The sequence below is a fragment of the Phyllobacterium sp. RCAM01083 genome (assembly GCF_055685835.1).
The window spans coordinates 2,516,011-2,541,668 of record NZ_JBVFZN010000005.1 but is presented as its reverse complement, the minus strand read 5'-3'; the positions used below and the strand labels follow the sequence as shown (position 1 = coordinate 2,541,668).

General features: G+C 59.0%; 27 protein-coding genes and 1 pseudogene. 14 read left to right on the top strand and 14 right to left on the bottom strand.

Going from position 1 to position 25,658, the window contains the following annotated elements:
- Positions 1–25: 25 nt before the first annotated feature.
- The gene (gene hglS / locus ACZ25R_RS19300; RefSeq protein ID WP_472461910.1) at positions 26–1,429 is read right to left on the bottom strand and encodes a 2-oxoadipate dioxygenase/decarboxylase HglS; all 1,404 of its coding nucleotides are present in this window, start codon (positions 1,427–1,429) and stop codon (positions 26–28) included.
- 124 nt (positions 1,430–1,553) lie between these two features.
- Here hglS and ACZ25R_RS19295 point away from each other — a divergent pair, with 124 nt between their 5' ends.
- Positions 1,554–2,459, top strand: coding sequence for a LysR family transcriptional regulator (locus ACZ25R_RS19295; RefSeq protein ID WP_288191811.1), 906 nt, complete (start codon positions 1,554–1,556; stop codon positions 2,457–2,459).
- Positions 2,460–2,606: 147 nt separating this feature from the next.
- Entirely contained in the window at positions 2,607–3,890 is a 1,284-nt protein-coding gene (locus tag ACZ25R_RS19290) for an NAD(P)/FAD-dependent oxidoreductase (protein WP_472461909.1), read from the top strand.
- Positions 3,891–3,916: 26 nt separating this feature from the next.
- Here the strand turns inward: ACZ25R_RS19290 and ACZ25R_RS19285 are convergent, their stop codons facing one another.
- Positions 3,917–4,141, bottom strand: coding sequence for a type II toxin-antitoxin system HicB family antitoxin (locus ACZ25R_RS19285; protein WP_464662456.1), 225 nt, complete (start codon positions 4,139–4,141; stop codon positions 3,917–3,919).
- Positions 4,138–4,380: a type II toxin-antitoxin system HicA family toxin gene (locus ACZ25R_RS19280; RefSeq protein ID WP_472461908.1), complete on the bottom strand. Its 243-nt coding sequence runs from the start codon at positions 4,378–4,380 to the stop codon at positions 4,138–4,140. Before ACZ25R_RS19280 ends, ACZ25R_RS19285 begins: the two co-directional genes overlap by 4 nt.
- A gap of 176 nt (positions 4,381–4,556) precedes the next feature.
- Between ACZ25R_RS19280 and ACZ25R_RS19275 the strand changes: the two genes are divergently transcribed.
- The gene (locus ACZ25R_RS19275) at positions 4,557–5,402 is read left to right on the top strand and encodes an endonuclease/exonuclease/phosphatase family protein (RefSeq protein WP_346308419.1); all 846 of its coding nucleotides are present in this window, start codon (positions 4,557–4,559) and stop codon (positions 5,400–5,402) included.
- On the opposite strand, the gene ACZ25R_RS19270 is transcribed toward ACZ25R_RS19275, so the two are convergent.
- Both ACZ25R_RS19270 and ACZ25R_RS19265 read right to left on the bottom strand, forming a co-directional pair.
- Positions 5,374–6,834, bottom strand: a complete 1,461-nt coding sequence (locus ACZ25R_RS19270) for a phospholipase D-like domain-containing protein (RefSeq protein WP_472461907.1) — start codon at positions 6,832–6,834, stop codon at positions 5,374–5,376. The genes ACZ25R_RS19275 and ACZ25R_RS19270 overlap by 29 nt on opposite strands.
- 14 nt (positions 6,835–6,848) lie before the next feature.
- Positions 6,849–8,348 (bottom strand): ATP-binding protein, encoded by a 1,500-nt coding sequence (locus tag ACZ25R_RS19265; protein ID WP_472461906.1) that lies wholly within the window; start codon positions 8,346–8,348, stop codon positions 6,849–6,851.
- Positions 8,349–8,590: 242 nt separating this feature from the next.
- Here ACZ25R_RS19265 and rpmH point away from each other — a divergent pair, with 242 nt between their 5' ends.
- The 4 genes and pseudogenes from rpmH to yihA all read left to right on the top strand — a co-directional run bounded on the left by rpmH (position 8,591) and on the right by yihA (position 11,799).
- Positions 8,591–8,725 carry a 50S ribosomal protein L34 gene (gene rpmH, locus ACZ25R_RS19260; protein WP_040853797.1) on the top strand — a complete coding sequence of 45 codons (135 nt, stop codon included), beginning with the start codon at positions 8,591–8,593 and terminating at the stop codon, positions 8,723–8,725.
- A gap of 48 nt (positions 8,726–8,773) precedes the next feature.
- Positions 8,774–9,173 (top strand): annotated as a pseudogene (gene rnpA / locus ACZ25R_RS19255) (ribonuclease P protein component).
- Positions 9,157–10,983 carry a membrane protein insertase YidC gene (gene yidC, locus ACZ25R_RS19250; protein WP_472461905.1) on the top strand — a complete coding sequence of 609 codons (1,827 nt, stop codon included), beginning with the start codon at positions 9,157–9,159 and terminating at the stop codon, positions 10,981–10,983. Before rnpA ends, yidC begins: the two are co-directional and overlap by 17 nt.
- A gap of 192 nt (positions 10,984–11,175) precedes the next feature.
- Positions 11,176–11,799: a ribosome biogenesis GTP-binding protein YihA/YsxC gene (gene yihA, locus ACZ25R_RS19245; protein WP_288191831.1), complete on the top strand. Its 624-nt coding sequence runs from the start codon at positions 11,176–11,178 to the stop codon at positions 11,797–11,799.
- A gap of 22 nt (positions 11,800–11,821) precedes the next feature.
- On the opposite strand, the gene ACZ25R_RS19240 is transcribed toward yihA, so the two are convergent.
- Together ACZ25R_RS19240 and ACZ25R_RS19235 are read right to left on the bottom strand one after the other, a co-directional pair.
- The gene (locus ACZ25R_RS19240) at positions 11,822–12,541 is read right to left on the bottom strand and encodes an anti-sigma factor (RefSeq protein ID WP_472461904.1); all 720 of its coding nucleotides are present in this window, start codon (positions 12,539–12,541) and stop codon (positions 11,822–11,824) included.
- The gene (locus tag ACZ25R_RS19235) at positions 12,538–13,077 is read right to left on the bottom strand and encodes a sigma-70 family RNA polymerase sigma factor (protein ID WP_464662465.1); all 540 of its coding nucleotides are present in this window, start codon (positions 13,075–13,077) and stop codon (positions 12,538–12,540) included. The genes ACZ25R_RS19240 and ACZ25R_RS19235 overlap by 4 nt, the downstream gene beginning before the upstream one ends.
- A gap of 183 nt (positions 13,078–13,260) precedes the next feature.
- Between ACZ25R_RS19235 and argB the strand changes: the two genes are divergently transcribed.
- Positions 13,261–14,154, top strand: coding sequence for an acetylglutamate kinase (gene argB, locus ACZ25R_RS19230; RefSeq protein WP_105737814.1), 894 nt, complete (start codon positions 13,261–13,263; stop codon positions 14,152–14,154).
- Here the strand turns inward: argB and ACZ25R_RS19225 are convergent, their stop codons facing one another.
- Complete coding sequence (locus ACZ25R_RS19225; RefSeq protein WP_223612120.1) at positions 14,155–14,637, bottom strand: Lrp/AsnC family transcriptional regulator; 483 nt, start codon at positions 14,635–14,637, stop codon at positions 14,155–14,157.
- A gap of 122 nt (positions 14,638–14,759) precedes the next feature.
- Between ACZ25R_RS19225 and phhA the strand changes: the two genes are divergently transcribed.
- Positions 14,760–15,593: a phenylalanine 4-monooxygenase gene (phhA, locus tag ACZ25R_RS19220; RefSeq protein ID WP_472461903.1), complete on the top strand. Its 834-nt coding sequence runs from the start codon at positions 14,760–14,762 to the stop codon at positions 15,591–15,593.
- Here phhA and ACZ25R_RS19215 read toward each other — a convergent pair.
- The gene (locus ACZ25R_RS19215) at positions 15,590–16,267 is read right to left on the bottom strand and encodes a GGDEF domain-containing protein (protein ID WP_288191802.1); all 678 of its coding nucleotides are present in this window, start codon (positions 16,265–16,267) and stop codon (positions 15,590–15,592) included. The two genes, phhA and ACZ25R_RS19215, sit on opposite strands and share 4 nt — an antisense overlap.
- A gap of 240 nt (positions 16,268–16,507) precedes the next feature.
- Here ACZ25R_RS19215 and ACZ25R_RS19210 point away from each other — a divergent pair, with 240 nt between their 5' ends.
- The gene (locus ACZ25R_RS19210) at positions 16,508–17,233 is read left to right on the top strand and encodes a pyrimidine 5'-nucleotidase (protein WP_223612115.1); all 726 of its coding nucleotides are present in this window, start codon (positions 16,508–16,510) and stop codon (positions 17,231–17,233) included.
- A gap of 87 nt (positions 17,234–17,320) precedes the next feature.
- On the opposite strand, the gene ACZ25R_RS19205 is transcribed toward ACZ25R_RS19210, so the two are convergent.
- Complete coding sequence (locus ACZ25R_RS19205; protein WP_223612113.1) at positions 17,321–18,163, bottom strand: LOG family protein; 843 nt, start codon at positions 18,161–18,163, stop codon at positions 17,321–17,323.
- A gap of 153 nt (positions 18,164–18,316) precedes the next feature.
- Between ACZ25R_RS19205 and dapD the strand changes: the two genes are divergently transcribed.
- Together dapD and ACZ25R_RS19195 are read left to right on the top strand one after the other, a co-directional pair.
- On the top strand, positions 18,317–19,171 hold the full coding sequence (dapD, locus tag ACZ25R_RS19200; RefSeq protein ID WP_223612111.1) for a 2,3,4,5-tetrahydropyridine-2,6-dicarboxylate N-succinyltransferase: 855 nt from the start codon (positions 18,317–18,319) through the stop codon (positions 19,169–19,171).
- A gap of 83 nt (positions 19,172–19,254) precedes the next feature.
- Positions 19,255–20,550, top strand: a complete 1,296-nt coding sequence (locus ACZ25R_RS19195; protein ID WP_472461902.1) for an MFS transporter — start codon at positions 19,255–19,257, stop codon at positions 20,548–20,550.
- A 5-nt stretch (positions 20,551–20,555) separates the two neighbouring features.
- On the opposite strand, the gene ACZ25R_RS19190 is transcribed toward ACZ25R_RS19195, so the two are convergent.
- Positions 20,556–21,584: a 2-dehydropantoate 2-reductase gene (locus ACZ25R_RS19190; RefSeq protein ID WP_472461901.1), complete on the bottom strand. Its 1,029-nt coding sequence runs from the start codon at positions 21,582–21,584 to the stop codon at positions 20,556–20,558.
- A 101-nt stretch (positions 21,585–21,685) separates the two neighbouring features.
- On the opposite strand from ACZ25R_RS19190, the gene dapE reads away from it, so the two are divergent.
- Both dapE and ACZ25R_RS19180 read left to right on the top strand, forming a co-directional pair.
- The gene (gene dapE / locus ACZ25R_RS19185) at positions 21,686–22,873 is read left to right on the top strand and encodes a succinyl-diaminopimelate desuccinylase (RefSeq protein WP_472461900.1); all 1,188 of its coding nucleotides are present in this window, start codon (positions 21,686–21,688) and stop codon (positions 22,871–22,873) included.
- Between the two features lie 6 nt (positions 22,874–22,879).
- Entirely contained in the window at positions 22,880–23,491 is a 612-nt protein-coding gene (locus ACZ25R_RS19180; RefSeq protein ID WP_346308142.1) for a hypothetical protein, read from the top strand.
- Here the strand turns inward: ACZ25R_RS19180 and truA are convergent.
- From truA to fmt, 3 genes are read right to left on the bottom strand one after another with little or no spacing between them, the layout of a single operon-like run.
- Entirely contained in the window at positions 23,443–24,228 is a 786-nt protein-coding gene (gene truA / locus ACZ25R_RS19175; RefSeq protein WP_346308141.1) for a tRNA pseudouridine(38-40) synthase TruA, read from the bottom strand. The genes ACZ25R_RS19180 and truA overlap by 49 nt on opposite strands.
- Positions 24,228–24,725, bottom strand: coding sequence for a GNAT family N-acetyltransferase (locus tag ACZ25R_RS19170; protein WP_472461899.1), 498 nt, complete (start codon positions 24,723–24,725; stop codon positions 24,228–24,230). Before ACZ25R_RS19170 ends, truA begins: the two co-directional genes overlap by 1 nt.
- On the bottom strand, positions 24,722–25,651 hold the full coding sequence (gene fmt / locus ACZ25R_RS19165) for a methionyl-tRNA formyltransferase (RefSeq protein ID WP_472462524.1): 930 nt from the start codon (positions 25,649–25,651) through the stop codon (positions 24,722–24,724). Before fmt ends, ACZ25R_RS19170 begins: the two co-directional genes overlap by 4 nt.
- Between the last annotated feature and the right edge of the window lie 7 nt (positions 25,652–25,658).

Below are 25,658 nucleotides of genomic sequence, written 5' to 3'. Positions count from 1 at the left end.
GGCCGCAATAAGGTCAAATGAGTGTTCAACTTGCAAGTGCCGCAGGGCGCAGTATTTGCAGGCATTGTTGGATGGAGGCCTGTTCGAGCCCGGCATAATGGGCAAATTCGTCGAGGACCGCCGTACCGAGACCATTTTCGAATTCGCGCTGGCTGGGGCTGGCGACAAATTTCTGGCTCGCTTCGTCACCGAGATTGGACTGGAAAATACCCGCTGCGCTGACGGGGAGAAAATCCTCGTAGACGATAGGGTCGAACCGCACGGCACCGCGTGCGATCAAGGTCTCGATATCCCCAGCCTCGCGCGTGGTCACGCGGCCCGCAAAGCTCTCGACGACCGAATAGCGGAAATAGCCGAGACCGTCGCGGCGAATGTCCGCCCAACTGTCGGGAAACGCTTTGAACGTGTCCGACAGGGCGGCGATATAAGCTTTCGCGTTGGAGCCATCAGCCGCCGGACGAATGATCTTGCGGGTGTCATTCAGCAGCCTGTCATAGAGGGCCCGGCCCTTTGGTGTCAGTGCAATGCCGCGCTGCTCGATTTCGCCAAAGCGTGCGGTATGCGAGCCCGTTTCCCATGTGCCGTCGGGATTTTGAAACGATACATTCTCTTCCAGCGCCTTGAACGATGTCTGGCGCAAGAGGATGGGGCAGGCGCGCGTGGGCGGGCCTTCAATAACGGCCTTGGGAGAAATGCCGTGTTCCGGCATCAGCTCCTGCACCGCATCGATGTCGAGGGTGCGCGGCGTCAGGTGATTGATGTGCGGTCCCTTGAACGAGACGACATCGGCAATGAGCCGGTGGGCATCGTGCAGGCGCTGGTACAGCGTGCCGCTGACGCTCGCCCGGTCGTGCCAGCGAAATGTCTCGAGAATCTCGCTCACGAATATTGCCGCGTCGTCAGAACCAAGGCCGCCCTCAGCTTCGGCCTTTTCAACGAGCGCAATGGCCTTGTCGGTAAAAATCTGCCGCGCATCCAGAATGGCGCGCGCCTTTTTCCGCAAGCCGGCATCGCCGATCAGGTTGAGGCGCAGCAGCGACGTGAACACCCGAAACGGATTGATCTTCAGCGCGGCATCATCGACCGGACGGAAAGCCGTGGAATGGACCGGAACGCCTGCCTCGCTCAAATCGTAGTAGCCGACGGGATACATGCCCATAACAGCGAAGACGCGGCGCAGCATGGACAGCTCTTCCGGCGTGCCGACGCGGATCGCGCCATGGCGCTCTTCCGATATGCGGTCGAGCGTATCGGTTTCCTGCAACTGGTCTTTCAATTCCGGTGAAGCTGCCAGTGTCTTGCTGTTCACCTCGGCAACCAGAGACATGAGTGTGCCATAGGCAGGAACCTCTGTCCGGTACATGGATGACATGGCGGCCGAAAAGGACGCCCTGATCACGTCGGATGACGTAAACGTGCCTGATTTCATCGTGTTCTGTTCCGCTTTGTTGCTGCAACAGCATAAACTATCGCTGTCATGCTCAAACTGGATTATAGAGTGATGATATCGCCAAAGATTGCGATGAATTGAACTGGGTTGATGCGAGATAAGAATGAAGTTGAGCCGCCGTCTGATTCCTGACATCGATATCCTGCAAACCTTCGAGTGCGCGGCGCGCCATGGCAGCTTCACGCAGGCGGCAAAGGAGCTGAACCTCACGCAGAGTGCCGTCAGCCGCCAGATGAGCGAGCTGGAAAGTCAGATCGGCGTCCTGCTTTTCGAGCGTATCCGGCAAAGAGTGGTTCTGTCCGACGCCGGGCAGAAATTCCTGCCCGAAGTGCGCCGCCTGCTTGGGCTGACCGAGGAAACCATGCTGCGGGCCATGGCGGCATCGCAATCGGCGTCATCCCTGAGCATTGCAACATTACCGACCTTCGGCAGCCGCTGGCTGATGCCGCGCCTGCCGGATTTTCTGCGGCTCTATCCTGATATGGCCTTGAGTGTTGCATCGCGCTCGCAACCCTTTGATTTCGAGGAGGAGCCGTTTGATCTGGCAATCCATTACGGTCAGCCGGTCTGGGCTCATGCCACCTGCACATATCTTTGCAGTGAAATGATTGTTCCCGTCGGCAGCCCGGAACTGCTGGCCGCCAATCCCGTCGTCACCCCGGCCGAGCTTGCCGGCTCGGCACCGCTGCTGCACCTTTCGACGCGGCCGAAAGCCTGGGCCGACTGGTTTGAATCGGTACAGGCGGAGGTTGTCAGCCCCTATAAGGGCCATCGTTTCGAGCATTTTTCCATGGTGATCGAAGCCGCGCTGGCAGGACTCGGTTTTGCCTTGGTGCCGCGTTATCTCATCGAGCACGAATTGGCGTCCGGCCGCTTGCAGGTGTTGTTCGATCAGCCGCTGACGACTGAGAACAGCTACTATCTCGTCGTGCCGGACCACAAGAAGGAAAATCCCATGGCCCAGAGCTTTTTTGCATGGATCGCCGATCAGGTCAGCAAACGTCCCTAGGGTCCAGACCTTGTGGGTCATTCGCCCACCGCATCACCTCTTCAACGAATTTCACTTTCGTTGCCGAAAACGCGGCTTATAAGCAGAATGGACGATGAGTCTGTGCAAGATTGCCGGCAAAGGCCGGACCGACCTGACGGTGACCCCATGCTGAATGATGAACGCTCCCACGGCCTCTGGGAAAAGACCGCGCCACCTGCGCCCGCAACACAGAAGCTGGCGGGCAATATTTCCGTTGACGTCGCCGTCATCGGCGCCGGTTTTACCGGATTGTCCGCCGCCTTGCATCTGGCTGAAACAGGCGCAAGCGTTGCCGTTCTCGATGCCGTCGATATCGGCTATGGCGGATCAGGCCGCAATGTCGGTCTGGTCAATGCCGGCATGTGGGTGATGCCCAACGACTTGCCGCAGGTTCTGGGGCAGGTGCATGGCGAACGTTTGCTGGAACTGCTCGGCAATGCGCCCCAGTCCGTGTTCAACCTTGTCGACAAGCACAAGATCGCCTGCGAACTCGAGCGCAAGGGTACCTTGCACTGCGCCGTCGGCAAGAGCGGCGTCAAACAGCTGGAACAACGGGCTGAGCAGTGGCTGGCACGCGGCGCGGCCGTCCGCCTGCTGGGCGCAGAGGAAACCGCAGAGAAGGTCGGCTCGACCGCCTATGCCGCTTCGCTTCTGGACAATCGCGCCGGCACGATCCAGCCGCTGGCCTATGTACGCGGCCTTGCAACCGCTGCCATTGCCGCTGGCGTTGCCGTCCATACGGGAACCCCGGTGACATCCACGACCCGCTCCGGCGACCGCTGGATCGTCAATACGCCGTCGGGAACCGTGTCGGCCGAATGGGTTGTCGTGGCAACCAACGCTTATACGACGTCACCCTGGCCGGAACTGCGGGCCGAACTCCTGCATCTGCCCTATTTCAATTTTGCCACGACGCCGCTGCCGGAAGACGTGCGCAACACGGTTCTGCCCGAGCGCCAGGGCGGCTGGGACACCAAGGAGATACTGAGCTCGTTCCGGATGGATCAGCGCGGCCGTCTGGTGTTCGGCAGTGTTGGTGCGCTGCGCGGTACGGGAATGGCCGTCCACAAGGCGTGGGCTGCCCGGTCGATCCGCAAACTGTTCCCGCAGATCAGGGATGTGACGTTTGAGGCGGGCTGGTACGGCCAGATCGGCATGACCAACGACAACCTGCCGCGATTCCATGCCCTCGCGCCGAAGATCATCAGTTTCAGCGGTTACAACGGACGCGGCATCGCTCCGGGTACGGTCTTCGGCCGGATCCTGGCGGAACACATCGCCGGCAGGATATCCGATGCCGACCTGCCTTTGCCGGTGACGAAACCCCGGGAAGAAGGCCTGCGCACCCTGCGCGAGGGATACTACGAAGTGGGTGCCCAGCTGGCGCATTTCGTTGGCAACCGGGTTTAGACCAAATCTGCAGCTGTTTTCGAGCGTTATTTCGCGAGCGCTGGTTTCTGCGATACCGGTGGAATGGGCAATCCGTGATCGGTTGCGGCTTCGAGCCATGCCGTTATGGCATCGTGCGCATTGCGCACCGCTTCCTCGGGCGTGTTCCCGTCGCTCATGCAGCCGGGTAGATCTGGAACATAGGCAATGAAACCGCCACCGTCTGCATGGGGTAGCGGGGAAACAATCACCGAATAATCATAGTAGGTCATGGTGCACTTTTCACCGCTTCAATGAACTCAATGAGTTTGCGTATATATACAGGTTTGACGGGTCTATTAAAAGGCACGGTCAAAATTGCGCGCTGCGACGGATGCGAGATTTTATAGTGGGAACTGCCGGAACGAGGTTTTTCGCACAGCAGTTCAAACTCCAGGCAAATCGCTGCAACATCTTCAATCCGCCAATCGGCATTCGGATTGCGTTGCATTTGCTCAAACCGTTTGCTCATAGCCTGATGTCAGTTGCTGTAGTCAGAACTATGTATCAGCGGAATATTTTGGGTGAAATTGGTACTTGGTAGCAGAGACGAAAGGAGCAATCGCTATCTTGGCGGCGCGCCCACTTCATTTGCTTGCCATTCGGATGAACCCGACATATCTCTTATGCATGGACAGCAAGAAGCCAATGCGGCACACAAGACCCAGTGTCTCAGCCAGCATCCTCGCGGCGGTCAAGAACCGCAACAAGCGCCCGACTGGCGTGACCAAGGTCGTGCGGAACGATACCGTCATTGCGTCCTACAATGTCCATAAGTGCGTCGGCATCGACAAGAAGTTCGATCCGGACCGCATTGCCCATGTCATCGGCGAACTTGGCGCAGATGTCGTCGCTGTGCAGGAGGCGGACAAACGCTTCGGCGAACGGTCCGGCCTGCTCGATCTTGCCCGGCTGGAACGAGAGAACAATCTTGTGCCCGTGCGTGTGGCGTCGCTTTACCCCAAGGGGCACGGCTGGCACGGCAATCTGCTGCTTTTCCGTGAAGGTGTCGTGCGGCGGGTGCAGCAGCTGAGACTGCCGGGGCTTGAGCCGCGCGGCGCTCTGGTGGTCGACCTCGATCTCGAAGCTGGCCCTCTGCGCATCATCGCGGCGCATCTTGGCCTGCTGCGGCATTCCCGCATGCAGCAATCCGAGGCGATCCTCGATGCGGTTCATGCGGATCCTTCTCGCCCGACGCTTCTGCTCGGCGACCTGAATGAATGGCGCGTCGGCAGGGGGTCGTCATTGCATTTCCTGCATCCGGTCTTCGATCCGATGAAGAATGCAGTGCCCAGTTTTCCCTCGCGTTTTCCGGTGCTGGCGCTGGATCGCGTGCTCGGCCATCCGCACAGTCTGGTCACCGGCATCGAGGTGCATGACACGCCGCTTGCCCGCGTGGCATCGGATCACCTGCCGATCAAGGCCTATGTCGACCTAAAGGGGGCCTTGGCCGAAACGGCGGAGATCAGAGATAGGGCGAGCCTAGCCAGATAATCCGGTCAAGCAGCCGTACCCAGAATGAACGGGCGCGCAGGCTTTGCAACAGGACCGGCTTTGCGGTTTCAATGGCCGTCTCGATGAGCCCTTCCACTTTTTCCGCAAATGCCGCGTCTATGATCTCCAGGTCAACTTCGAAGTTGAGGCGCAATGACCGCGGATCAAGATTCGACGACCCGACATAGGCCCACTGTCCGTCAATGGCCAGGAGTTTGGAATGGTTGAAATTGCCGCTGGCGCGCCAGATGCGGCAATGGCTCTTGAGAATCTGGTCGAATTGCGCGGTCATCGCGCGATCAACGAGTTTCAGATTGTTGACCGCCGGCACGACGATATCGACCTCGACACCCCGCCGGGCTGCGGTCACCAGAGCGCTGATCAGTTCGCGATCCGGCAGGAAATAGGGCGACATGATCCGGATATGGTTTCGCGCCACGGAAAACGCCCCCATCAGCATGCGATGATTGGCTTCCACGCTCTTGTCCGGTCCGGCCGGGACAGCCCGGATAAAGACGGGATCGCCCGCCGGCGTGTCCGGCGAAGCAATCAACCAGGGATCGCCAGCCAGCTGTTCGCCCGTGGTGAAGCGCCAGTCTTCCGACGCGATATGGAAGAGGTCGGTAACGATCGGGCCAGTCAATTTGAAATGGGTATCGCGCGCATGGTCCTTGCCGGCAATTTCTTCGGAAAAACCGGCGCGAATGTTCATGCCACCGGTAAACGCCGTCGTCCCGTCGACAATCAGAATCTTGCGGTGGGTCCGCAGGTTCGCATAGGGCAGGCGCAAGCCGATGATGATGTTGCCGTTGAACACGTCGGTGCGCACGCCGCCTTTTTTCAGATAGCCGACAATACTCGGTATGGAATAGCGGGCCCCGACAGCGTCGATGAGAACACGGACTTCAATGCCGCGCTGAACGGCAGCAATCAACGCATCCGCCACGCGAAAACCGATCTTGTCCCGGTCGAAAATGTAGGTCTCGAGCAGAATACTGCGCTGAGCTGCGTTGATGTGGTCGATCATCGAACGGTAGGCATCGTCTCCGCTTTGCAGCATGGCGACGTCGTTGCCGGTTGTCAGGCGGCAGCGGCTCACCCGGTCGCCGAGCGTTTTCATGGCGGCAAAGCGTTGCCCGAAATGCGCAAGGACATTCCCTTCGTCCGCATCGAAACGCATCAGGTGATCCTGACCGATTTCGTGGAGGAACGCGCGCTGCGAGCTTATGGAGGAGCGCCTGATCCGGTTGATGCCGGCGACCGCATAAATGACCGCGCCGATCACCGGGGAGAGGATGATGACGCCGACCCAGCCAATGGCCGCGCGCACCTCCTCCTTCGTCATGGCCGCATGGACCGCGGCGGGAACGCCGAGGACGATGGAAAGGACAAAGAAGATCTGGGGCCAGTAGGTGGGAAGATAATCACTCATTTGCGAGTGTCATATCACGATATTGAATCCCGGCGCGAGCGCCATTCGGCGAGAGAGACGGGTTGATCCGGTATGCGGATTTCAAAACTTGTGCCGGCGCCTTCGCCGCCGCGCAGTTCAATGGTGCCGCCATGCGCACGAACCAGCTCGTGCACAATGGCAAGGCCGAGCCCGGTACCACCGGAGCGGGCCGAGCCCTTGAATGCGGTGAACAGGTTCTCGCGCGCCTTGGGCGGCAGTCCCGGGCCGGTATCCTCAATGCCGATGATCGATGTGGCGCCAATTTGTCCTGCCGTAATTGTCAGCCGTTTGACGATGGAGATGTCATCACCCGTAACGCCGCTCATGGCTTGAACGGAATTGCGGCAGAGATTCGAAATCACGCGGAAGAACTGGTCCGGATCCGCGTCGACCTCAAAACTCTCCGGTACGAGGTTTTTGAATTCAATCCCCGACTTTGTATCAAGATTGAGCATTTCTTCCACGTCGCTGACGATGGTGTACAGCTTCACCCGGCGCCGCTGTGGCGGCGGTTCCTGTGTTCCGCCATAGGCAAGCACGGTCTGGGAGTAGTTGATGGCTCGGTCGATCGTCCGTACGAGTTTCGGCACCATGCGCTGAATGGCGGGGTCGCTGGCATTGGCGAGGTGATCGGACATGAGCTGGGCAGACGCAAGAATGTTGCGCATGTCGTGGTTGATTTTGGAAACGGCAAGTCCAAGGTCGGCCAGGTGTTTCTGCTCGGACAATGTGCGCTGCAAGCGCTGCTGCATGTCGGCCAGCTCGCGCTGGGCAATGCCAAGCTCGTCCTCGCGATTGTCCGGCTGGATGACCCGCTGCGGATCATCCGGCTGCTGGGCAAAGGCCAGCATGTTTGCGCTCATGCGCTGGATCGGCCGGATAAGCAGGTGGCTGATGGCAAGGAAGACCAGGCCGGCGGTAATGACCGAAATGAACATCGAAATCAGCGTCAGATTGCGGGCATAACGCAACATCGCGTTGCGCAGGGGCGCATCGGATGTGATGAGCTCGATGACCTTGCCCGTCTCGCCGATAGGACCGTAAACGCGGATGATGCGGTTGCCGCCATTGATGAGCGTATCGAATGCGTCGCGGATCGTGGTCAACGGGTCAGTGACGCTCATGTCGATATGCCGGTCGACCTTGGACGGCATGTCCGACACCGCCAGCAATCGTGACGCGCCCATTTCGCGCAGGGCAATCGCCTTGGTGCCCGTGGCAAGAAGCACATCGTTCTGTACGCTCTGCGGAATATCCTTGTCGTCGCTTGCCGCCAGCACGACACTTGCTGCAGCAACGGTATTGAGGCGGTCCGAAAGCCAGCGCATGCGCATATCGGCCATGGTCGGAACGAAAATCATCACTTCGGCCAAGAGGCCGAACAGGATGGTGAGGCGCAACAGCTTGCCCGAAAGGCGTTTGAGGATCGGCAAGCGCCGACCCGCGTGCATACGCGCGCCTGCCGGTTGCTGATCCTGTTGCGTTACCGCCATATTTGCTCCATCAATGCCCGATGTAGGACAAACGTTGCGCCGGTACAATAAATCACTTCCCGATTTTTGCCTATGCGTGAATTGTCCGGTATCAATTGACTTCTCTGTATCATGCCTCTATAAGCCGCGCACGTCCGGGTTGACCGCCCCGGCGGCGTGTTGTTATGCGCCAATGGCGGTCCTGATATGCTCCTGTCAAAGAACAGACCACAAGAAGGGCCGCACACCGCGGTATTAAACAAATGAAGCGTACTTATCAGCCATCCAAACTTGTCCGCGCACGTCGTCACGGGTTTCGCGCCCGTATGGCTACTGCAGGCGGCCGCAAGGTTATCGCAGCACGTCGTGCTCGCGGTCGCAAGCGGTTGTCGGCATAAGGCGTTCCGCGCAGGTTTGCGCGGTTGGCCGAAGTTGGCATTACAGGAATGAATGATCAAAAACCACTCCGCCTTCGCAAGAGAGCGGAGTTTTTGGCTGTTCGGGCCGGAGAAAAACGCCGCGGCGGCTTTTTTCTGCTCGAAGTCAAGGAGCGCGAAGACCGGAAAGGTCCGCCGCGTGTTGGTTTTACAGTCACAAAAAAGAACGGAAATGCCGTTATCCGCAATCGCATCAAGCGCCGGCTGAAAGAGGCTGTACGCGTCAATGTTGCAGGTGACATGGCCCCCGGAACCGACTATGTGATCGTTGCTCGCCGTGACGCGCTTGATGCGCCATTTGCGGACTTATCCCGGGAACTCTCGAAACGGGTTTCCAAAAAATACCAAACCGGCGTTTCCCCAAGACATGACCGGCCCAACAGGACCCGATAATGGAAACCAATCGTAATTTCTTTATCACCATCGCCTTGTCCGTCGTTATTCTGGGACTGTGGCAGGTGTTCTATATGGGCCCCAAGATCGAGGCCGAGCGGCAGCAGGCACAGATTGAAGCCACGCGCCAGGCGCAGACCAAGGCCGCCGGGCAGCCCGCTACGCCAGCAAACAATCTGCCGGCATCCACACCCGCCGCACCCGGTGCCAATATTCCCGGCCAGACGCCGGATGCCGCTCAGGCCGGCAGCATCACCCGTGCCGCCGCGCTCGGGCAGACGTCGCGCGTGCAGATCGACACGCCAAGCCTCAGCGGATCCATCAGCCTGACCGGCGCGCGTCTGGATGACCTGCAGCTCAAGCAGTATCATGAGACTGTCGACAACAATTCACCGACCATTCAGCTGTTAAGCCCTTCGCAAATGGCAGACGGGCAATTTGTCGAAATCGGGTTCACCGGCAACGAGACATCGGGCACGGTTCCCGGTCCGACGACCGCATGGACAGTGGACGGCAACAGCAAGCTTAGCCCGTCGACCCCGGTTACCCTGACGTTTACCAACGAAAAGGGCCTGGTTTTCAAGCGTACCTTCAGTGTCGACGACAATTATATGTTCACGGTCAAGGATGCCGTGACGAACGGGACGTCCGTACCGGTTTCACTGGCCTCCTACGGTCGTGTCACGCGGTTCTACAAGCCTCTGCATGCCAGCACCTATGTGTTGCATGAAGGTCCGATCGGCGTGATCGCTGGAAAGCTGGTCGAATACAAATTCGCGGCGATCGAGAAGGAAAAAGAGGTTTCTCCGGAGAAAACGGATACTGGCGGTTGGATCGGCATCACCGATAAATATTGGGCCGCTGCGCTTGTTCCATCGCAAACGAAGCCTTTCAAGGCGCGCATGTCCTACTTCGACAATGGCCGTCCGCAGTATCAGAGCGACTATCTGTCCGATCCGACAACGATTGAGCCAGGTCAATCCACAACGATCGAGAACCTCGTTTTTGCCGGCGCCAAGGAAGTTGGCAAGATCAACGGCTATATGAACAACCTGCATATTCCATTGTTCAAGAATCTGATCGACTGGGGCTGGTTCTACTTCATCACCGAACCGATGTTCTACCTCATCGACTGGCTGTACAAGGCCATCGGTAACTTCGGCGTGGCCATTCTCGTTGTCACGGTCCTGCTCAAGGCGCTGTTCTTCCCGCTTGCCAACAAGTCCTATGCGTCGATGGCGCGCATGAAGCTGGTTCAGCCGAAGATGACTGAAATCCGCGAAAAATATGCGGATGACAAGGTCAAGCAGCAGCAGGCCATGATGGAGCTCTACAAGACCGAGAAGATCAACCCGATCGCCGGTTGCTGGCCCATCCTGATCCAGATTCCGGTCTTCTTCGCGCTCTACAAGGTGCTGTACGTCACCATTGAAATGCGCCACGCGCCGTTCTTCGGCTGGATCCAGGATCTGGCCGCGCCGGATCCGACATCGGTGTTCAACCTGTTCGGTCTCATTCCATGGACTGTTCCGGCGTTCCTGATGATCGGTGTCTGGCCGCTGATCATGGGTGTGACGATGTTCCTGCAGATGCGCATGAACCCGACGCCTCCCGATCCGACGCAGGCCATGATCTTCAACTGGATGCCGCTGATCTTCACGTTCATGCTGTCCAGCTTCCCGGCCGGTCTGGTGATTTACTGGGCGTGGAACAACTTCCTGTCGATCACCCAGCAGGGCATCATCATGAAGCGGCAGGGCGCGAAGATCGAACTGTGGGACAATCTCGCGGGGCTCTTCAAGAAGAAACCCAAACCCGCGGAATAGGCGGGTTTCACTCGAATGCCGAAAGCCCCCGCGTCATACCGGGGGCTTTTCATTTGCCGGTGAACGGCGCCGTTCAGTTGACAAGGCGGCGATAACATTGAATGCAGATGGCTGCGGCCACCCCATGAACGGACGGAAAACAACGTGAGCGAAACCAACGACAATACGAACCGGCTGATCGAGAAGGGCCGGATGCTCTTTGCGCAGGGCTGGGTTTTCATTCGCGGCGTTCCGTCCATGAAATTCCTGCCGCCCGAAGGACCCATCGAAATCGCCTTCGCCGGGCGCTCCAATGTAGGCAAGTCGTCGCTCATCAATGCGATCATCGGCCAGAAGGGTCTGGCGCGCACCTCCAACACGCCGGGGCGCACGCAGGAACTCAACTATTTCGTCCCGGATGGCCATTCCGGTGAAAATGGCGATCTGCCGCCGCTCGCTGTGGTCGATATGCCGGGTTACGGCTTTGCGGAAGCACCGAAGGAACAGGTCGATGCATGGACGCGGCTTGTCTTCGATTACCTGCGCGGCCGTACGACGCTGAAGCGCGTCTATCTGCTTATCGATGCGCGTCATGGTGTGAAGAAGAACGATGCGGAAGTGCTCGATCTCCTGGATCGTGCGGCGGTGTCCTACCAGATCGTTCTGACCAAGATCGACAAGATCAAGCCTGCCGGTGTGCCGCGCCTCATGGAAGAAACGGCGCAGGCCATCAAAAAGCGCGCCGCTGCCTATCCAACGATCCTTGCCACATCGTCGGAAAAGGGCGGCGGACTGGATGAGCTGCGCGCCGCAATCGCACTTCTCCTCGAAGAATAGAGCCTTACCAGCTTCCTTGATTTCAGATGCTGCTCACAGCGCCCGCTGCGACGACAGCGCCGGTGGGCGCTCCGCTTGGAGAGCCGCCTGCCGGTTCAACCGAAATGGCCAGGGTCGTTCCATCCCTAAGCTTTGCGGCGGTTGGCGCGGGTACATCGAACTCCGTCACCTTGGGCGATTTGAGAACGCCCAGCGACACCGGAGCGTCCTTTCCCGCAATCAGCCAGAGTTCCAGCGACTTGTTCTGCGGAATATCGCCGGAAACCAGCGTAATCCTGAGCTTTCTCGACTTGCTGTCAAAAACAGCAAGGCTTCGCATTGGGCCACTGTCGCTTGCCATGGAGGCAACAAGCTGCGCAGGGGCTGGTCCGGTCTGGCGCAGAACGTACTCCCTGCCGAAGTTGAACAGGACCAGTGCAAGCGCTGCAACGGCAACCGTTCGCCAGAATGCCAGACTGTTCCAGAAGGAGGCGCCGGCCGCCACGCGGCCCGAGTCGATGCCAAACAGGCGCTGGTCGATCTGGCTCTTCAGATAGCTGGGCGCCGTCACCGGCTGAAATTGCAGGTTCAATGGGTCGAACCGGTTCTGCCAGTCGGATACGAGGCGCGCAAAGGAAGCATCGGTTTCGATGCGGCGGGCGGCATCCTGCCGCTCCTGATCCGGCAGCACGCCCAGCACATACTCGGCTGCGACGAAATCGTCGCCTTCCGGCATTGTGTCATCGGGTGGTATCGTGCTCATCGTTCCAGACATTCCTTCAGTTTCATCAGGCTGCGGCGCAACCAGGTTCTCATCGTATTCAATGGCACCCGGTGACGGATCGCCAGGAGATCATAGCTCTCGCCGTTCAGATAGGCGCCCCGTACGGCTGCGGCCCGGTCAGAATCCAGCTGATCGAGACACTCGTTGATGCGCTTTGTTTCACCGGATGCAATGGCAGACTGCTCGGGATTGAGGGACGGTTCCGCGAGACCGACCGCCTTTTCCAGTTCGGCTGTTGCTGGCTTGCGGGCACGCAGTACGTCAATCGAATGATTGCGCGCAATAGCCACCAGCCACGAGATGGGGCTTGTATCCGTGACGGCAAACCGGTCAGCCTTGTTCCAGATCTTGACGAAAATATCCTGCAGTGCATCCTCTGCTTCCGAGCGATTGCCCAAGATACGCAGGCATACGCCGAATAGTTTCGCGCTCGTGGAGGTATAAAGCTTATCGAACGCCGAGCGATCCCGCAAAGCGACCCGTGAAATCAGCTCTGATATGCCTTCGGGTGTCATGCGACCGGCGTTTCCAACTCTTTGACTATCCAGAGTCCTGCCCCTAAGTTAAATCTGCGGATATGTTGTCCTGTCAATGGGCCGCATGCAAAAACGTTCCCGCCCACCCTAAATCATGTTTGCCCATGACCGTCTTTAGGGTTATGAGACCCCGTCCTTTTCAAGCTGGAGCTTGCTTCCCCCATGTCCGAGACTGAGCACACCGCAGAAATTCAGGCAAGCCTTCTATCCGCGGCTCTTCCCTATATGCAGCGGTACGAAAACAAGACCGTTGTTGTGAAATATGGCGGCCATGCCATGGGCAACGTGGAGCTTGGCAAGGCCTTTGCCCGCGATATCGCCCTGTTGAAGCAATCCGGTATCAATCCGATCGTTGTGCATGGCGGCGGCCCGCAGATTGCATCGATGCTTGCGCGCATGGGCATCGAATCGAAATTCGAAGGCGGCCTGCGCGTTACCGATGCGAAGACGCTCGAAATCGTCGAGATGGTTCTTGCCGGTTCGATCAACAAGGAAATCGTTGCGCTGATCAATGCGGAAGGCGAATGGGCCATTGGCCTGTGCGGCAAGGATGGCAACATGGTCTTCGCCGAAAAGGCCAAGAAGACGATTGTCGATCCTGATTCCAATATCGAGAAGATTGTTGACCTTGGCTTTGTTGGTGAACCGGTGGAAGTGGACCGCACCCTGCTGGACCTGCTGGCCCGCTCGGAGATGATCCCGGTCATCGCTCCGGTTGCGCCAGGCCGCGACGGCCATACCTATAACATCAATGCCGACACCTTCGCGGGCGCCATTGCCGGTGCATTGGCCGCTTCGCGCCTGTTGTTCCTGACGGATGTCCCCGGCGTTCTCGACAAGGACAAGAAGCTCATCAAGGAACTGTCCGTCGGTCAGGCCCGCGCGCTGATCAAGGACGGCACGATTTCAGGCGGCATGATCCCCAAGGTCGAAACCTGCATCGATGCGATCAATCGCGGTGTCGAAGGGGTCGTCATCCTCAATGGCAAGACCCCGCATTCGGTTCTGCTCGAGCTCTTCACGGAACGTGGTGCGGGAACGCTGATCGTTCCCTGATCATCGTTTCAGATGGTCGAGCGGAATCTTGCCCGGCCCCTTGATGTTCTGCAGCACGAGCTGGGTGTGCACGTCGCGCACACCCTTGAGGCGCATCAGCCGGTGCATGACGAAATCGTTGAGATCATCGACAGTCGGCACCATCACGTGCAGCAGGAAATCGTGCTCGCCGGTCATCGTCCAGCAGGATGATACCTCGTCCATGCGCTGTATTTCCGTGATGAACCGTTCCGGCGATTCATCGCTGTGCGATGTCAGCCGCACCTGAACGAAGACCTCGACCATGAGCCCGATGGACCGGCGGTCGATCACGGCGGCAAAGCCTTTGACGACGCCGGTTTCCTGCAGGGCGTCAAAACGTCGGCCGCAGGGCGTGGCCGAAAGCCCGATGGCCTGCGCCAGATCGGTGATCGGCACGCGGCCATTGTCGCGCAGGACCTGCAGCATCTTGATTTCAAATTCGTCAAATCGAGGGGATGTCACTTGTTTTTCTCCGGGATATTATATTTTCCTCTCCAGATAGTGGTTCATTGAGGCAATAAGGTCAAATTCACTCGATTTCTCGGAGTATTCTGGATGTCAGAATGGGAATCGAGGAGGAATTCATGACCATCAGTGTTGAGGCCTATGCCCGTGAATGTGCAGCACAAGGGTTGCGCGGCGACTATCATGCCTGCCAGCCGGATTTTACCGTCGAACAGCAATATGACTACTCGGCGGAAGATCAGGAGGTGTGGCGTACCCTCTGTGACCGTCAGACAAAGCTCACATCGCGGCTTGCCCATCACAGTTACCTCGACGGCGTCGATGCGCTGGGCCTGCTCGACCGTATCCCCGACTTTCATGAAGTAAGCGAACGGCTGCGCAAATTGACGGGCTGGGAGATCGTGGCGGTCCCCGGTCTTATCCCGAACGAGCCGTTCTTCGATCATCTTGCCAACCGCCGCTTCCCGGTCACCAACTGGCTGCGCAGCAAGAAGGAGCTGGACTACATCGTCGAGCCGGACATGTTCCATGACTTCTTCGGCCATGTTCCCATTCTCAGCCAGCCGGTGTTTGCGGATTTCATGCAACTCTACGGTGAAAAGGGTGCCGCTGCGGTCCGGATCGGCGGTGAACAGATGGTCGCACGGCTTTACTGGTACACGGCTGAATTCGGTCTGATGCAGGAAGAGGGCGCCCCCCTCAAGGCTTTCGGCGCCGGCCTGATGTCATCGTTCAGCGAATTGCGGTTTGCGGTCGAAAGCCCGGATGCACACCACGTTCCATTCGATCTGGAAACGGTCATGCGGACCGCCTACGAGATCGACAAGTTCCAGCGCGCCTATTTTGTTCTCCCAAGCTTTGCCGCGCTGCGCGATGCCTTCGAAACCGCCGATATGGCTACCCTTGTTGCCCGGTGGAAGGACAGCGCGCCGCTGGACCCATCGGCAATCTAGGCTGCGGTTTTCATCGCTGGTTTCACGATGACGCAGTTGCGGCCATTGCGCTTGGCCTCGTAAAGCCTGCGATCGGCGGTCTGGAAATGATCGGCGATCGCCCCTGTCGAGACATCGATCACCCCGCCAATGCTGACGCTGAGCGGAACCCGCTCATTTTCAGGCGTCCGGAATTCAATCAACGTCACATCTTTGCGAATGATTTCGGCAATGGCGCGTACCTCATCCTCGTGTTCCGTCGCCAGGAAAACCGCAAACTCTTCGCCGCCGATGCGGCCGATGCTGTCGTTCTCGCCGATGCTGCGTGAAATGCAGTGGGCAATGGCGGTCAGCGCGCCGTCGCCATTGTAATGGCCATGCTGGTCGTTGATTTTCTTGAAATGATCCGCGTCAATGATCAGCAGGGATCCCGGTATCTGCCGGCGGACCCTGTCCACATGGGTGAAAAAAGCTTCACGGTTGAGCAGGCCTGTCATGCTGTCGCGGGAGGCTTTCTCCAGCAGCTTGGCATTGGTTTCCTCAAGCTGCAGCATGACCTGACTGAGTTGAAGCAGGGTCACGCGCAGTCGCTCGGACTGCCGGAACACCATCAGCGAGATCGGCGGGGTAATGGTCAACGGACAGATCGTGGCGATCACGAAGCCCATTTTGTTGTGCATGTCGAAAGCACTCATGATGCTCCCGGTGATCAGCAAAGAACAGACAATCGCGATCAGTGTGACAAGCGCACATTTGTACAGAATTCTGAACATTTCACCCCTAATGCTGCTACCTGATTACTATGCTGCATTCATGAAGCGGCTGTTAGCGGAAAATGTAAAAACGGTCGTAGTTCGGACTTTTTTCGTCTATTGAGTCGTTATGGCAACAGACTGCCTGTCCCGTTACCGATGTCCCTGCAATGGCGAGTATGCATGACGAAAAATCCCGATCCTCTGAATTTTGCCCATGTAACGGACTGGGTGTTCGATCTGGACAACACGCTCTACCCGCATCATTCCAATCTGTTTTCGCAGATCGACGTGAAGATGACGGGCTATATCGCGGATCTCCTGCAACTTTCCCATGCGGATGCCCGCCAGATGCAGAAGCAGTTCTACAAGGATTACGGGACGACCCTCAAAGGGCTGATGGATCGCTACAATATCGATCCGGACGATTTTCTGCAGAAGGTCCACGATATCGATTATTCATGGCTGGTTCCCAATCCGGCACTGGCCATGGCGATCAAACATCTGCCGGGGCGCAAGTTCATTTTCACCAATGGCGACCGTGGCCACGCGGAGCGGGCGGCCCGGCAACTCGGTGTCCTCGACCAGTTCGACGATATTTTCGATATTGTCGCGGCCGAACTGATGCCCAAGCCGGCGCGGCAGGCCTATGACCGTTTTCTTGATCTGCACGGGATCGACGCCAAGAGCAGCGCCATGTTCGAGGACCTCGCGCGCAATCTGGTCGAGCCGAAGGCGCTCGGCATGAAGACAGTCCTGATCGTGCCGCACAATTTCGAGCCGACGTTCTCCGAGATATGGGAACGCGATCCGGACTACACCGATCATGTCGATTACGTGACCGACGATCTGGCATCGTTCCTCAATGCGATCCAGCCGGGGCAGGTCCGCGCAGGCATGCCCGCCTGAAGCGATTTACATCGGTCGAAGCGTTCATCGACGCTGCGGGGTACCGGGTCCTGGCCCGGCCCCCCGCAGCCGCGACGAGGCAGAGGGTCAGGGCAGCTCGTAGAAGGTCTTGATCACGTCCCACGCCTCTTCGGCGTCATCGACAAAGGTGATCAATTCCCTGTCCGACGGCGAAATGACACCCTGTTCGGCCAGGAATTCAAAATTGATCGCCTTTTCCCAGAATGACCGGCCGAAGAGGAGGACCGGGATGCGCTCCATGCGCCCTGTCTGGATGAGTGTCAGCGTCTCGAATGTCTCGTCCATGGTGCCGAAGCCGCCGGGGAAAATCGCAAGCGCTTTTGCCCGCATCAGGAAGTGCATTTTCCGGATGGCAAAATAGTGAAAGTTGAAGCAGAGCTCGGGCGTCACATATTCGTTGGGCGCCTGTTCGTGCGGCAGGACGATGTTGAGACCGATCGTCGGCGCTCCGATATCGGCTGCACCGCGATTGCCCGCTTCCATCACGCCGGGACCGCCACCGGTAACAACGACAAACTCGCGGTTGTAGGTGGTCGCGGAATAGGTCGAGCACAGCTGGGCGAACTTGCGCGCTTCGGCATAGTAGCGCGAATTGGCTTCAAGGTTCTTCTTCTGCACTTCGTTCTTCGCAGCCCAGGCTTCACCGCCGGGCTCGGGAATACGCGCGCCGCCGAAAAGCACGACGGTCGAACGGATACCCCGCTGGGTCAGTGCCATTTCCGGCTTGAGCAATTCGAGCTGCAACCGTACTGCGCGCAGATCACGGCGTGTCATGAACTCCGGATCGGCAAAGGCAAGACGATAGGTGTCCGATTGTGTTTGCGGGGTCTCGGGAGCGGTCTCTACCCGCCGTACGGCTTCTGTGGAGTGGGAAAATGGCGTCCAGCCGTTTTTTTCATCGGTATTCAATTATATTCTCCTTCTGCGGACGCAAGTGACGCTTACAGACATTAAATCCTATTCGTCGTCCAACATTGTGGCGCTGCGATTGACCCTCTCACAGACTTATCTTACTAGGCCTTACATCAGCCTTAACCGCCCGTGCAATGGAGTGACCTGAAAATGTCCAAGCCCGACCTGGCCAGTCTTGAAAAGACCATCAACAAGGCCTTTGACGAACGCGATGCTGTGAACACCGAAACGCGCGGCGAAATACGCGACGCGGTTGACACGTCATTGCTGCTTCTCGACAGCGGCGAAGCCCGTGTTGCCGAACGGCAGGCGGATGGTGCATGGACCGTCAATCAGTGGCTCAAAAAGGCTGTGCTTCTTTCCTTCCGTCTCAATCACATGGGCATCATCGATGGCGGACCTGGCGGTGCACCGTGGTGGGACAAGGTTCCCTCCAAGTTTGATGGCTGGGGCGCGACCGAGTTCAGCAAGGCGGGCTTCCGCACGGTGCCGAGCGCGATTGTCCGCCGTTCGGCCTATATTGCTCCCGGCGCCATCCTGATGCCGTCCTTCGTCAATCTCGGCGCCTATGTCGGCGAGGGGACGATGGTGGATACATGGGCCACGGTGGGCTCCTGCGCGCAGATCGGCAAGCATGTGCACCTTTCCGGCGGCGTCGGCATCGGCGGCGTTCTCGAGCCCATGCAGGCAGGCCCGACCATCATCGAAGACAATTGCTTCATCGGCGCCCGCTCGGAAGTGGTCGAAGGCTGCATCGTGCGTGAAGGCGCGGTCCTCGGCATGGGCGTGTTCATCGGCAAATCGACAAAGATCGTCGACCGCGCCACCGGCGAGATTTTCTATGGCGAGGTACCGCCCTATTCGGTCGTTGTCGCGGGCACCTTGCCGGGCAAGCCTTTCCCGAACAATGAACCGGGCCCGAGCCTCTATTGCGCGGTGATCGTCAAGCGCGTCGACGAGAAGACCCGCTCCAAGACCTCGATCAATGAATTGCTGCGCGACTGATTAGGCGATTTACATCTGGACAGACGGAGATTCCCGACAGAAGCTGGTGCCCAAGCCGATTCCATCTCAGCTGAGGTACCAGTATGACTGTGCAGGCTTCCCTTCTGACCCGCGATTATGACGCCAAGCGGCGCCATGCCATTGCCGCCGCCACCATCGGCAATGGCCTCGAATGGTTTGATTTTACCGTCTATGGCTTCTTCACGCCGATCATCGCGCGCCTGTTCTTTCCCGCGATCAATGACCTGACCTCGATCCTGCTCACGGTCGGCACCTATGGCGTCGGCTTTTTCATGCGTCCGGTCGGGGCAGTGGTTCTTGGTGTCTACGCCGACCGGAAGGGGCGCAAGGCGGCGCTGACCCTGACAATCCTGATGATGGCGTTCGGCACGGCACTGCTCGGCTTTGCGCCGACCTATGCGCAAGCAGGCATTGTCGGGCCGCTGGTTATTGTTCTGGCACGGCTGATCCAGGGCTTTTCCGCCGGTGGAGAGATTGGTGGCGCGACGGCTTTTCTCATCGAGTATGCGCCGCCGGAAAAACGCGGGTTCTATGCCAGCTGGCAGCAGACAAGTCAGGCACTGGCCGTCGTGCTCGGCGGTATCTGCGGCACCATCGTCACGCACGCGCTTGATCCGGCTGCCATCGACGGCTGGGGCTGGCGGGTGCCGTTCCTTCTGGGTTTGCTGATCGGACCGGTCGGGTTCTATATCCGTGCCCGCGTCGATGAGACGCCGGTCTTTACCGACAGCCACACGCAGAAGAGCGAGTCGCCGCTGCGTGACGCGCTCAAGGATCATCCGCGCGGTATCGCATCCGGCTTTGGCGTCACCATTCTCTGGACGGTATGCACCTATGTGCTGCTGTTCTACATGACGACCTATGCGGTCAAGCAGCTCAACATTCCGCTCGCCGATGCATTCGTTGCGACGACCATTGGCGGGCTGGTGCTGATGCTGGGTTGTCCCATTGCCGGAGCCTTGTCGGACCGCGTGGGGCGCAAGCGGCTGTTGCTGGCCGCCGCCATTGCCATCGGCGTGCTGATCTATCCTCTGTTCGCGTGGGTCAATGCCAAGCCAGATCTGATGACCCTGGCTATTGTCCAGGGCATTCTCGGGCTGCTTCTCGCCGCATTCACCGGTCCGGCACCAGCACTGCTGGCCGAGCAGTTTCCTGCCGGGCTGCGCTCCACCGGGCTGTCACTGGCCTATAATTTCGCCGTGACCATTTTCGGCGGTTTTGCCGCTGTGATTGTCACGCTCCTGATCGAGGCAACAGGTACGAAACTGGCTCCGAGTTTTTATGTGATGGCGGCGGCGCTGGTGAGCGCGCTGACGCTTCTGACCATGAAGGACAAGACGGGAAAGCCGATCGACTGAACCGTTTACGCGACGAATTTCTGGCGGATCTCGGCCACCGCATGGCAGCGGACCGGCTGCCCCTCGGCCTGTTTGACGCAGGCAATGACCTTTTGCGCGAGGGGCGTGGGGACATTCTTTTCCCGAGCCAGTTCCACGATGACACCCTGGAGGTAATCGATTTCGGTGGTCCGGCCGCGGGAAAAATCCTCCCACATGGATGAGCGGGCACGCGGGTCTATGGCCAGCATCCGGCGGGCGATGCGGCGGAAGAGAAAATCGGGCAATCGCAGAATCCATGGGAGTATCGCGGGTGATACGCCTTGGACCGGGGCTGCAACAATGCCATGTGCACGCATGACTTTGAGGCCTTCGCCCATCTGATCAGCAAGCAAGACGCGCCAGTCACGGTCCGCAAGCTGTGCGGCAAGCGGCAGGTTTGATAGAGCGTTGAGCGCGTTGTTCAGGTTCATCATCAGCTTGCCCCAGAGAATGCCTTGCATATTCTCGTGGTGGCTGACCGGAAGGTCCGGCGTCGACAGGGCTTCGGCCAGGCCTTCGACCTTGTTTTCGACAAGGATCGTGCCCTGCGTGGTGCGGCGTACGCTCAGCGGCAGTGCGCCCGCATCCGATTGGACAACGTTGAACGGCACCATCCCGGCAATCACCGTCATGCTCTCCGGGAGGTTCTTTTGCAGAACGTCAGCATTGCCAACGCCGTTCTGCAGGCTGACGACAATGCTGTCAGCAGGAGCGTATCTGGCGATCAGTCCCGCCATCTCTTGTGTCGCGCCGCTCTTGACCGCAACGAGAATGATCTGCGCCTTGTCGAAGGCAGTGGCAGGGTCCTGCGTGAGGGAAAGCCGGTCCGGCGATAGAAGCCGCTCCGTGCCATCGAGATTGACCACCTTCAGGCCGGCGCGCCGGATTTCGTCCACCACCCGAGGCCGTGCTAGGAACGTGACGGCTTTTCCAGCGGCGGCAAGCTGCCCGCCGACATAGCAGCCAATGGAACCGGCACCTGCGACAACAATGCGGCTGGTGTTTTCAAGCATTGGCGGGCCCCGGTTTGACGCAATCGTCAGCCATTAAAACAGATGCACGCATTGTGATCCAGTGCGTGACAGGATGCTGCTTTTGGATTATCGCTTTGCACATGACATCCTCGACAGATCCCGTAAAAAACCTCGCCCAACTCATTGCTTGTCCGTCGGTTACGCCAGCGGAGGGCGGTGCTCTCACCATGCTCGAAGCCATGCTGGCGCCGCTGGGCTTTTCCGTCGAGCGCCCCATCTTCAGCGAAGACGGGACGCCGGACGTTGAAAACCTCTACGCCAGACGTTCGGGCAACGGGCCGCATCTGATGTTTGCCGGTCATACCGACGTTGTTCCCGTCGGTGACGCGGCGGCCTGGACCTATCCGCCGTTTTCGGCGGCGATCCACAAGGGCGAGATGTACGGTCGCGGTGCGGTGGACATGAAGGGTGGCATCGCCTGCTTTGCCGCCGCCGTTGCCCGGCACATCGCGAAGAACGGTGCGTTGAAGGGCTCGATTTCCTTCCTGATCACAGGCGATGAGGAAGGCCCGTCGATCAACGGTACCGGCAAGCTGCTGGAATGGGCCAAGGCGAGGGGCGAAACCTGGGATGCGGCCATCGTCGGCGAGCCGACCAATCCCGACAAGCTGGGCGATATGATCAAGATCGGCCGGCGCGGTTCGCTCTCTGGAACAATCACCGTCCATGGCGTCCAGGGACACGCGGCCTATCCGCATCTGGCCGACAGCCCGGTTCGCGGGCTGGTGACGCTGGTGGACAGCCTGCTTTATCCGGCTTTCGACAAGGGGACGAAGAACTTTCAGGCGACCAACCTGGAAGTCACGACGATCGATGTCGGAAATCCGGCGGTCAACGTCATCCCGGCCAAGGCAACCGCAACGTTCAATATCCGTTTCAACGACACATGGACCGATGAGACGCTGATGGCGGAAATCCACAACCGTCTCGACAAGGCATCCGGGCGGCGCAAATTGCGGCCGGGCCGGAAAACCCCGGTCAATTACGAGCTTGTCTGGCGCGACCGGCCGAGCCACGTCTTTCTCACCCATGATGAAAAACTTATCGGCACGCTGACGGCTTCGGTCGAAGCCGTGACCGGCAAGCGGCCGCAGCTGTCCACCTCGGGCGGTACATCCGATGCGCGCTTTATCAAGGATTATTGCCCGGTGGTCGAATTCGGGCTTGTGGGGCAGACTATGCACATGGTGGATGAGCGCGTGGCGGTCGCAGACCTGGAAACGCTGACACAAATTTACGAGCGGTTCATTGCCGACTTTTTTGCCTGAGCGACCATGCTGAATTTTGAAGACATCCAGCGTTATTTCTGGGGCTCATGGCGGATCATGAACGGCCATGCCGACGGTCTGGAATTGTTCGACCTTTCGGAAGACGGTTTCTGGCAATCATTCCAGGCCATCACGGTGTCGCTGCCGCCCCTGATTTTGAGCTGGATTGTTTTTGCCAATGATGCGGTGGCCTTCCGGCCCGAAACAGGAACCCGGTTGTCCCTGATCGGCCGGATCGCCTTTGTCGATTTGACCGCGTGGGTCCTGCCATTGGTGGTGCTGCTGTTTGTTGCACCGCGAATTGGCCTGCGCAACCGTTTCAGTGTCTATGTGATCACCAGCAACTGGGGTTCCGCATTGGTGAACTGGCTGGTTGTGCCGGCCACACTGGTTCACATTTTCATTCCGACCCGGCCCCAGCTCTCGCTGGGTGTCGACCTCATCCTCAACGCCGTTGCGCTTGTTTTGACCTATCGATTGACGCATGTGGCATTGAAGAAAACCTACGCCTATACGACTGCGTTCTTCGCCATTCTGGTCACGGGATATATTGTTCTGGTGGTTGTTCTTCAGAGTGTGCTGGGCATTGCCATGCCGGAGCCGGTCACACTCGGATAATCCACGCCGACGAGGTAGAGCCCGTAAGGCGGCGCGACAGGCCCGCAGGCCTTGCGGTCCCGGGCGGCAAGGGCATCGCTGACATCATCGGCTGTCCAGCGCCCGCAACCCACTTCGTTCAACGTTCCGGCAAATGACCTGATCTGGTTGTGCAGGAACGAGCGCGCGGATGCCCTGATTTCGATGATTTCCCCGTTGCGAAGCACACTGAGGTGATCGAGCGATTTGACCGGGCTTTTTGCCTGGCACTGGGTGGCGCGAAAGGTGGTAAAGTCGTGGGTTCCGACCAGCCGTTGTGCCGCTTCGTGCATTGCCTCCGCATCGAGCGGCTTCTTCACCCACCACGCGCGGAATGCTTCCAGCGGTGCCGGCGGACGGCGATTGATGATGCGGTAGAGATAATGCCTGCCCGTCGCGGAGAAACGCGCATCGAAATTCTCGGTCATCCGCTCGACATTGATGATCCCGACCGTTTCTCCGGCCACGACCAGATGGGCGTTGAGCGCCTCGCGCACCTTGGCGCTGCTCCAGTCCTTGGTCAGATCCACATGGGCAATCTGGGCAATCGCATGCACGCCGGAATCGGTGCGGCCCGCTGCGCCAAGGGAGATGGTTTCGCCGCAGAACTTGAAGATGGCCTGCTCGATGGCTGCCTGAACGGTATGGCCGTTTTCCTGCCGCTGCCAACCCGCATAGGGGGTGCCGTCATATTCGATGGTGAGTTTGTAGCGCGGCATCAAAGGCCCTCGAACGCTCTGGAATAGACCAGCGTTCCCGACAGAGGTGCATCAGCGAAAGCCAGCGCCTGGAGATACTCGCCCTGATATTGGCTGGCAAAACCCGATGCCCGTGCATTCGTATAGCCGAAGCGGCCGTAATAGCCGGGATCGCCGAGGACAATGGAAAGGGTTTCGCCCATGAGCACCAATTCCTGATGCGCGGCCCTGATCAGTGCCGATCCGACGCCTTTGCCCTGGTGACCGGAGACAACACTGAGCGGCGCCAGTGCAACCGCGTCAAAGCTGGTTCCATTCTCAACGCGCAGCCTTGAAAAAAGGATGTGGCCCGCCACGGCACCATCGAACTCCGCAACCAGTTCGAGCACGATATCGCCGTTGCCACTGAGTTGCTCGACCAGCCTTGCCTCATCCGGTCCCGCAAAGGCGTCTTCGACGATAGCTGAGATCAAGGCGCGGTCCGCGGGCTGTACGCGACGAATGGTGATGCTGCTCATGGCAGCTTCGCCCCTTGCGCAATCTTGGCGCCGCGCTGGAATTCCTGCCCGTCCATCGCCTTGCCGCCCGCCCGCTGCAGCGCGCGCAGACGCACCGCACCTTCTCCGCAGGCGACGCGCAGATCGTCATCGAGCACCGTGCCCGGCACGCCGGCGCCGGTCGCAAGCAGCGAGCGCAGCAACTTGACGCGTTCAAGGCCGTCACCGATCTCCATCTCGCACCAGGCGCCCGGAAACGGTGCCAGACCGCGAATACGGTTATGGATGTCAATGGCCGGCAGGGTCCAGTCGATACGGGTTTCAACCTTGGTGATCTTCGACGCGTAGGTGACGCCGTCTTCCGATTGCGGTGTCAGGGTGAGGCTGTCCCGTTCCAGCGCGGCCATGGCGCGCACCATCAGGTCGGCGCCGATCATGCTGAGCTGGTCGTGCAGCTCGCCCGCGGTCGTGTCGGGCGTGATCTTGACCTTTTCGGCCATGGCGACCGGGCCGGTATCCAGCCCCTCATCCATTTTCATGATCATCATGCCGGTTTCGCTGTCACCCGCCATGATGGCCCGCTGGATCGGTGCGGCGCCGCGCCAGCGCGGAAGAAGCGAGGCATGGCCGTTGTAGCAGCCAAGGCGCGTGCCTTCGAGAATGGCGGTGGGCAAGATCAGGCCATAGGCCACCACGATGGCAACATCCGCATTGAGATCGCGGAACGCCTGCTGTTCCTCGGGGCTGCGAAGGCTTTTGGGCGTGCGCACTTCAATGCCGAATTCTTCGGCATTGCGATGAACGGGCGAGGGGGTCAGTTCCAGTCCGCGCCGGCCTGCCGGACGCGGCGGCTGACTGTAGACGGCGACGATCTCATGGCCCTGGCCAATGAGCGCGTTGAGAACCGGCACGGAGAATTCCGGGGTTCCCATGAAGACGATACGCAGGCTCATG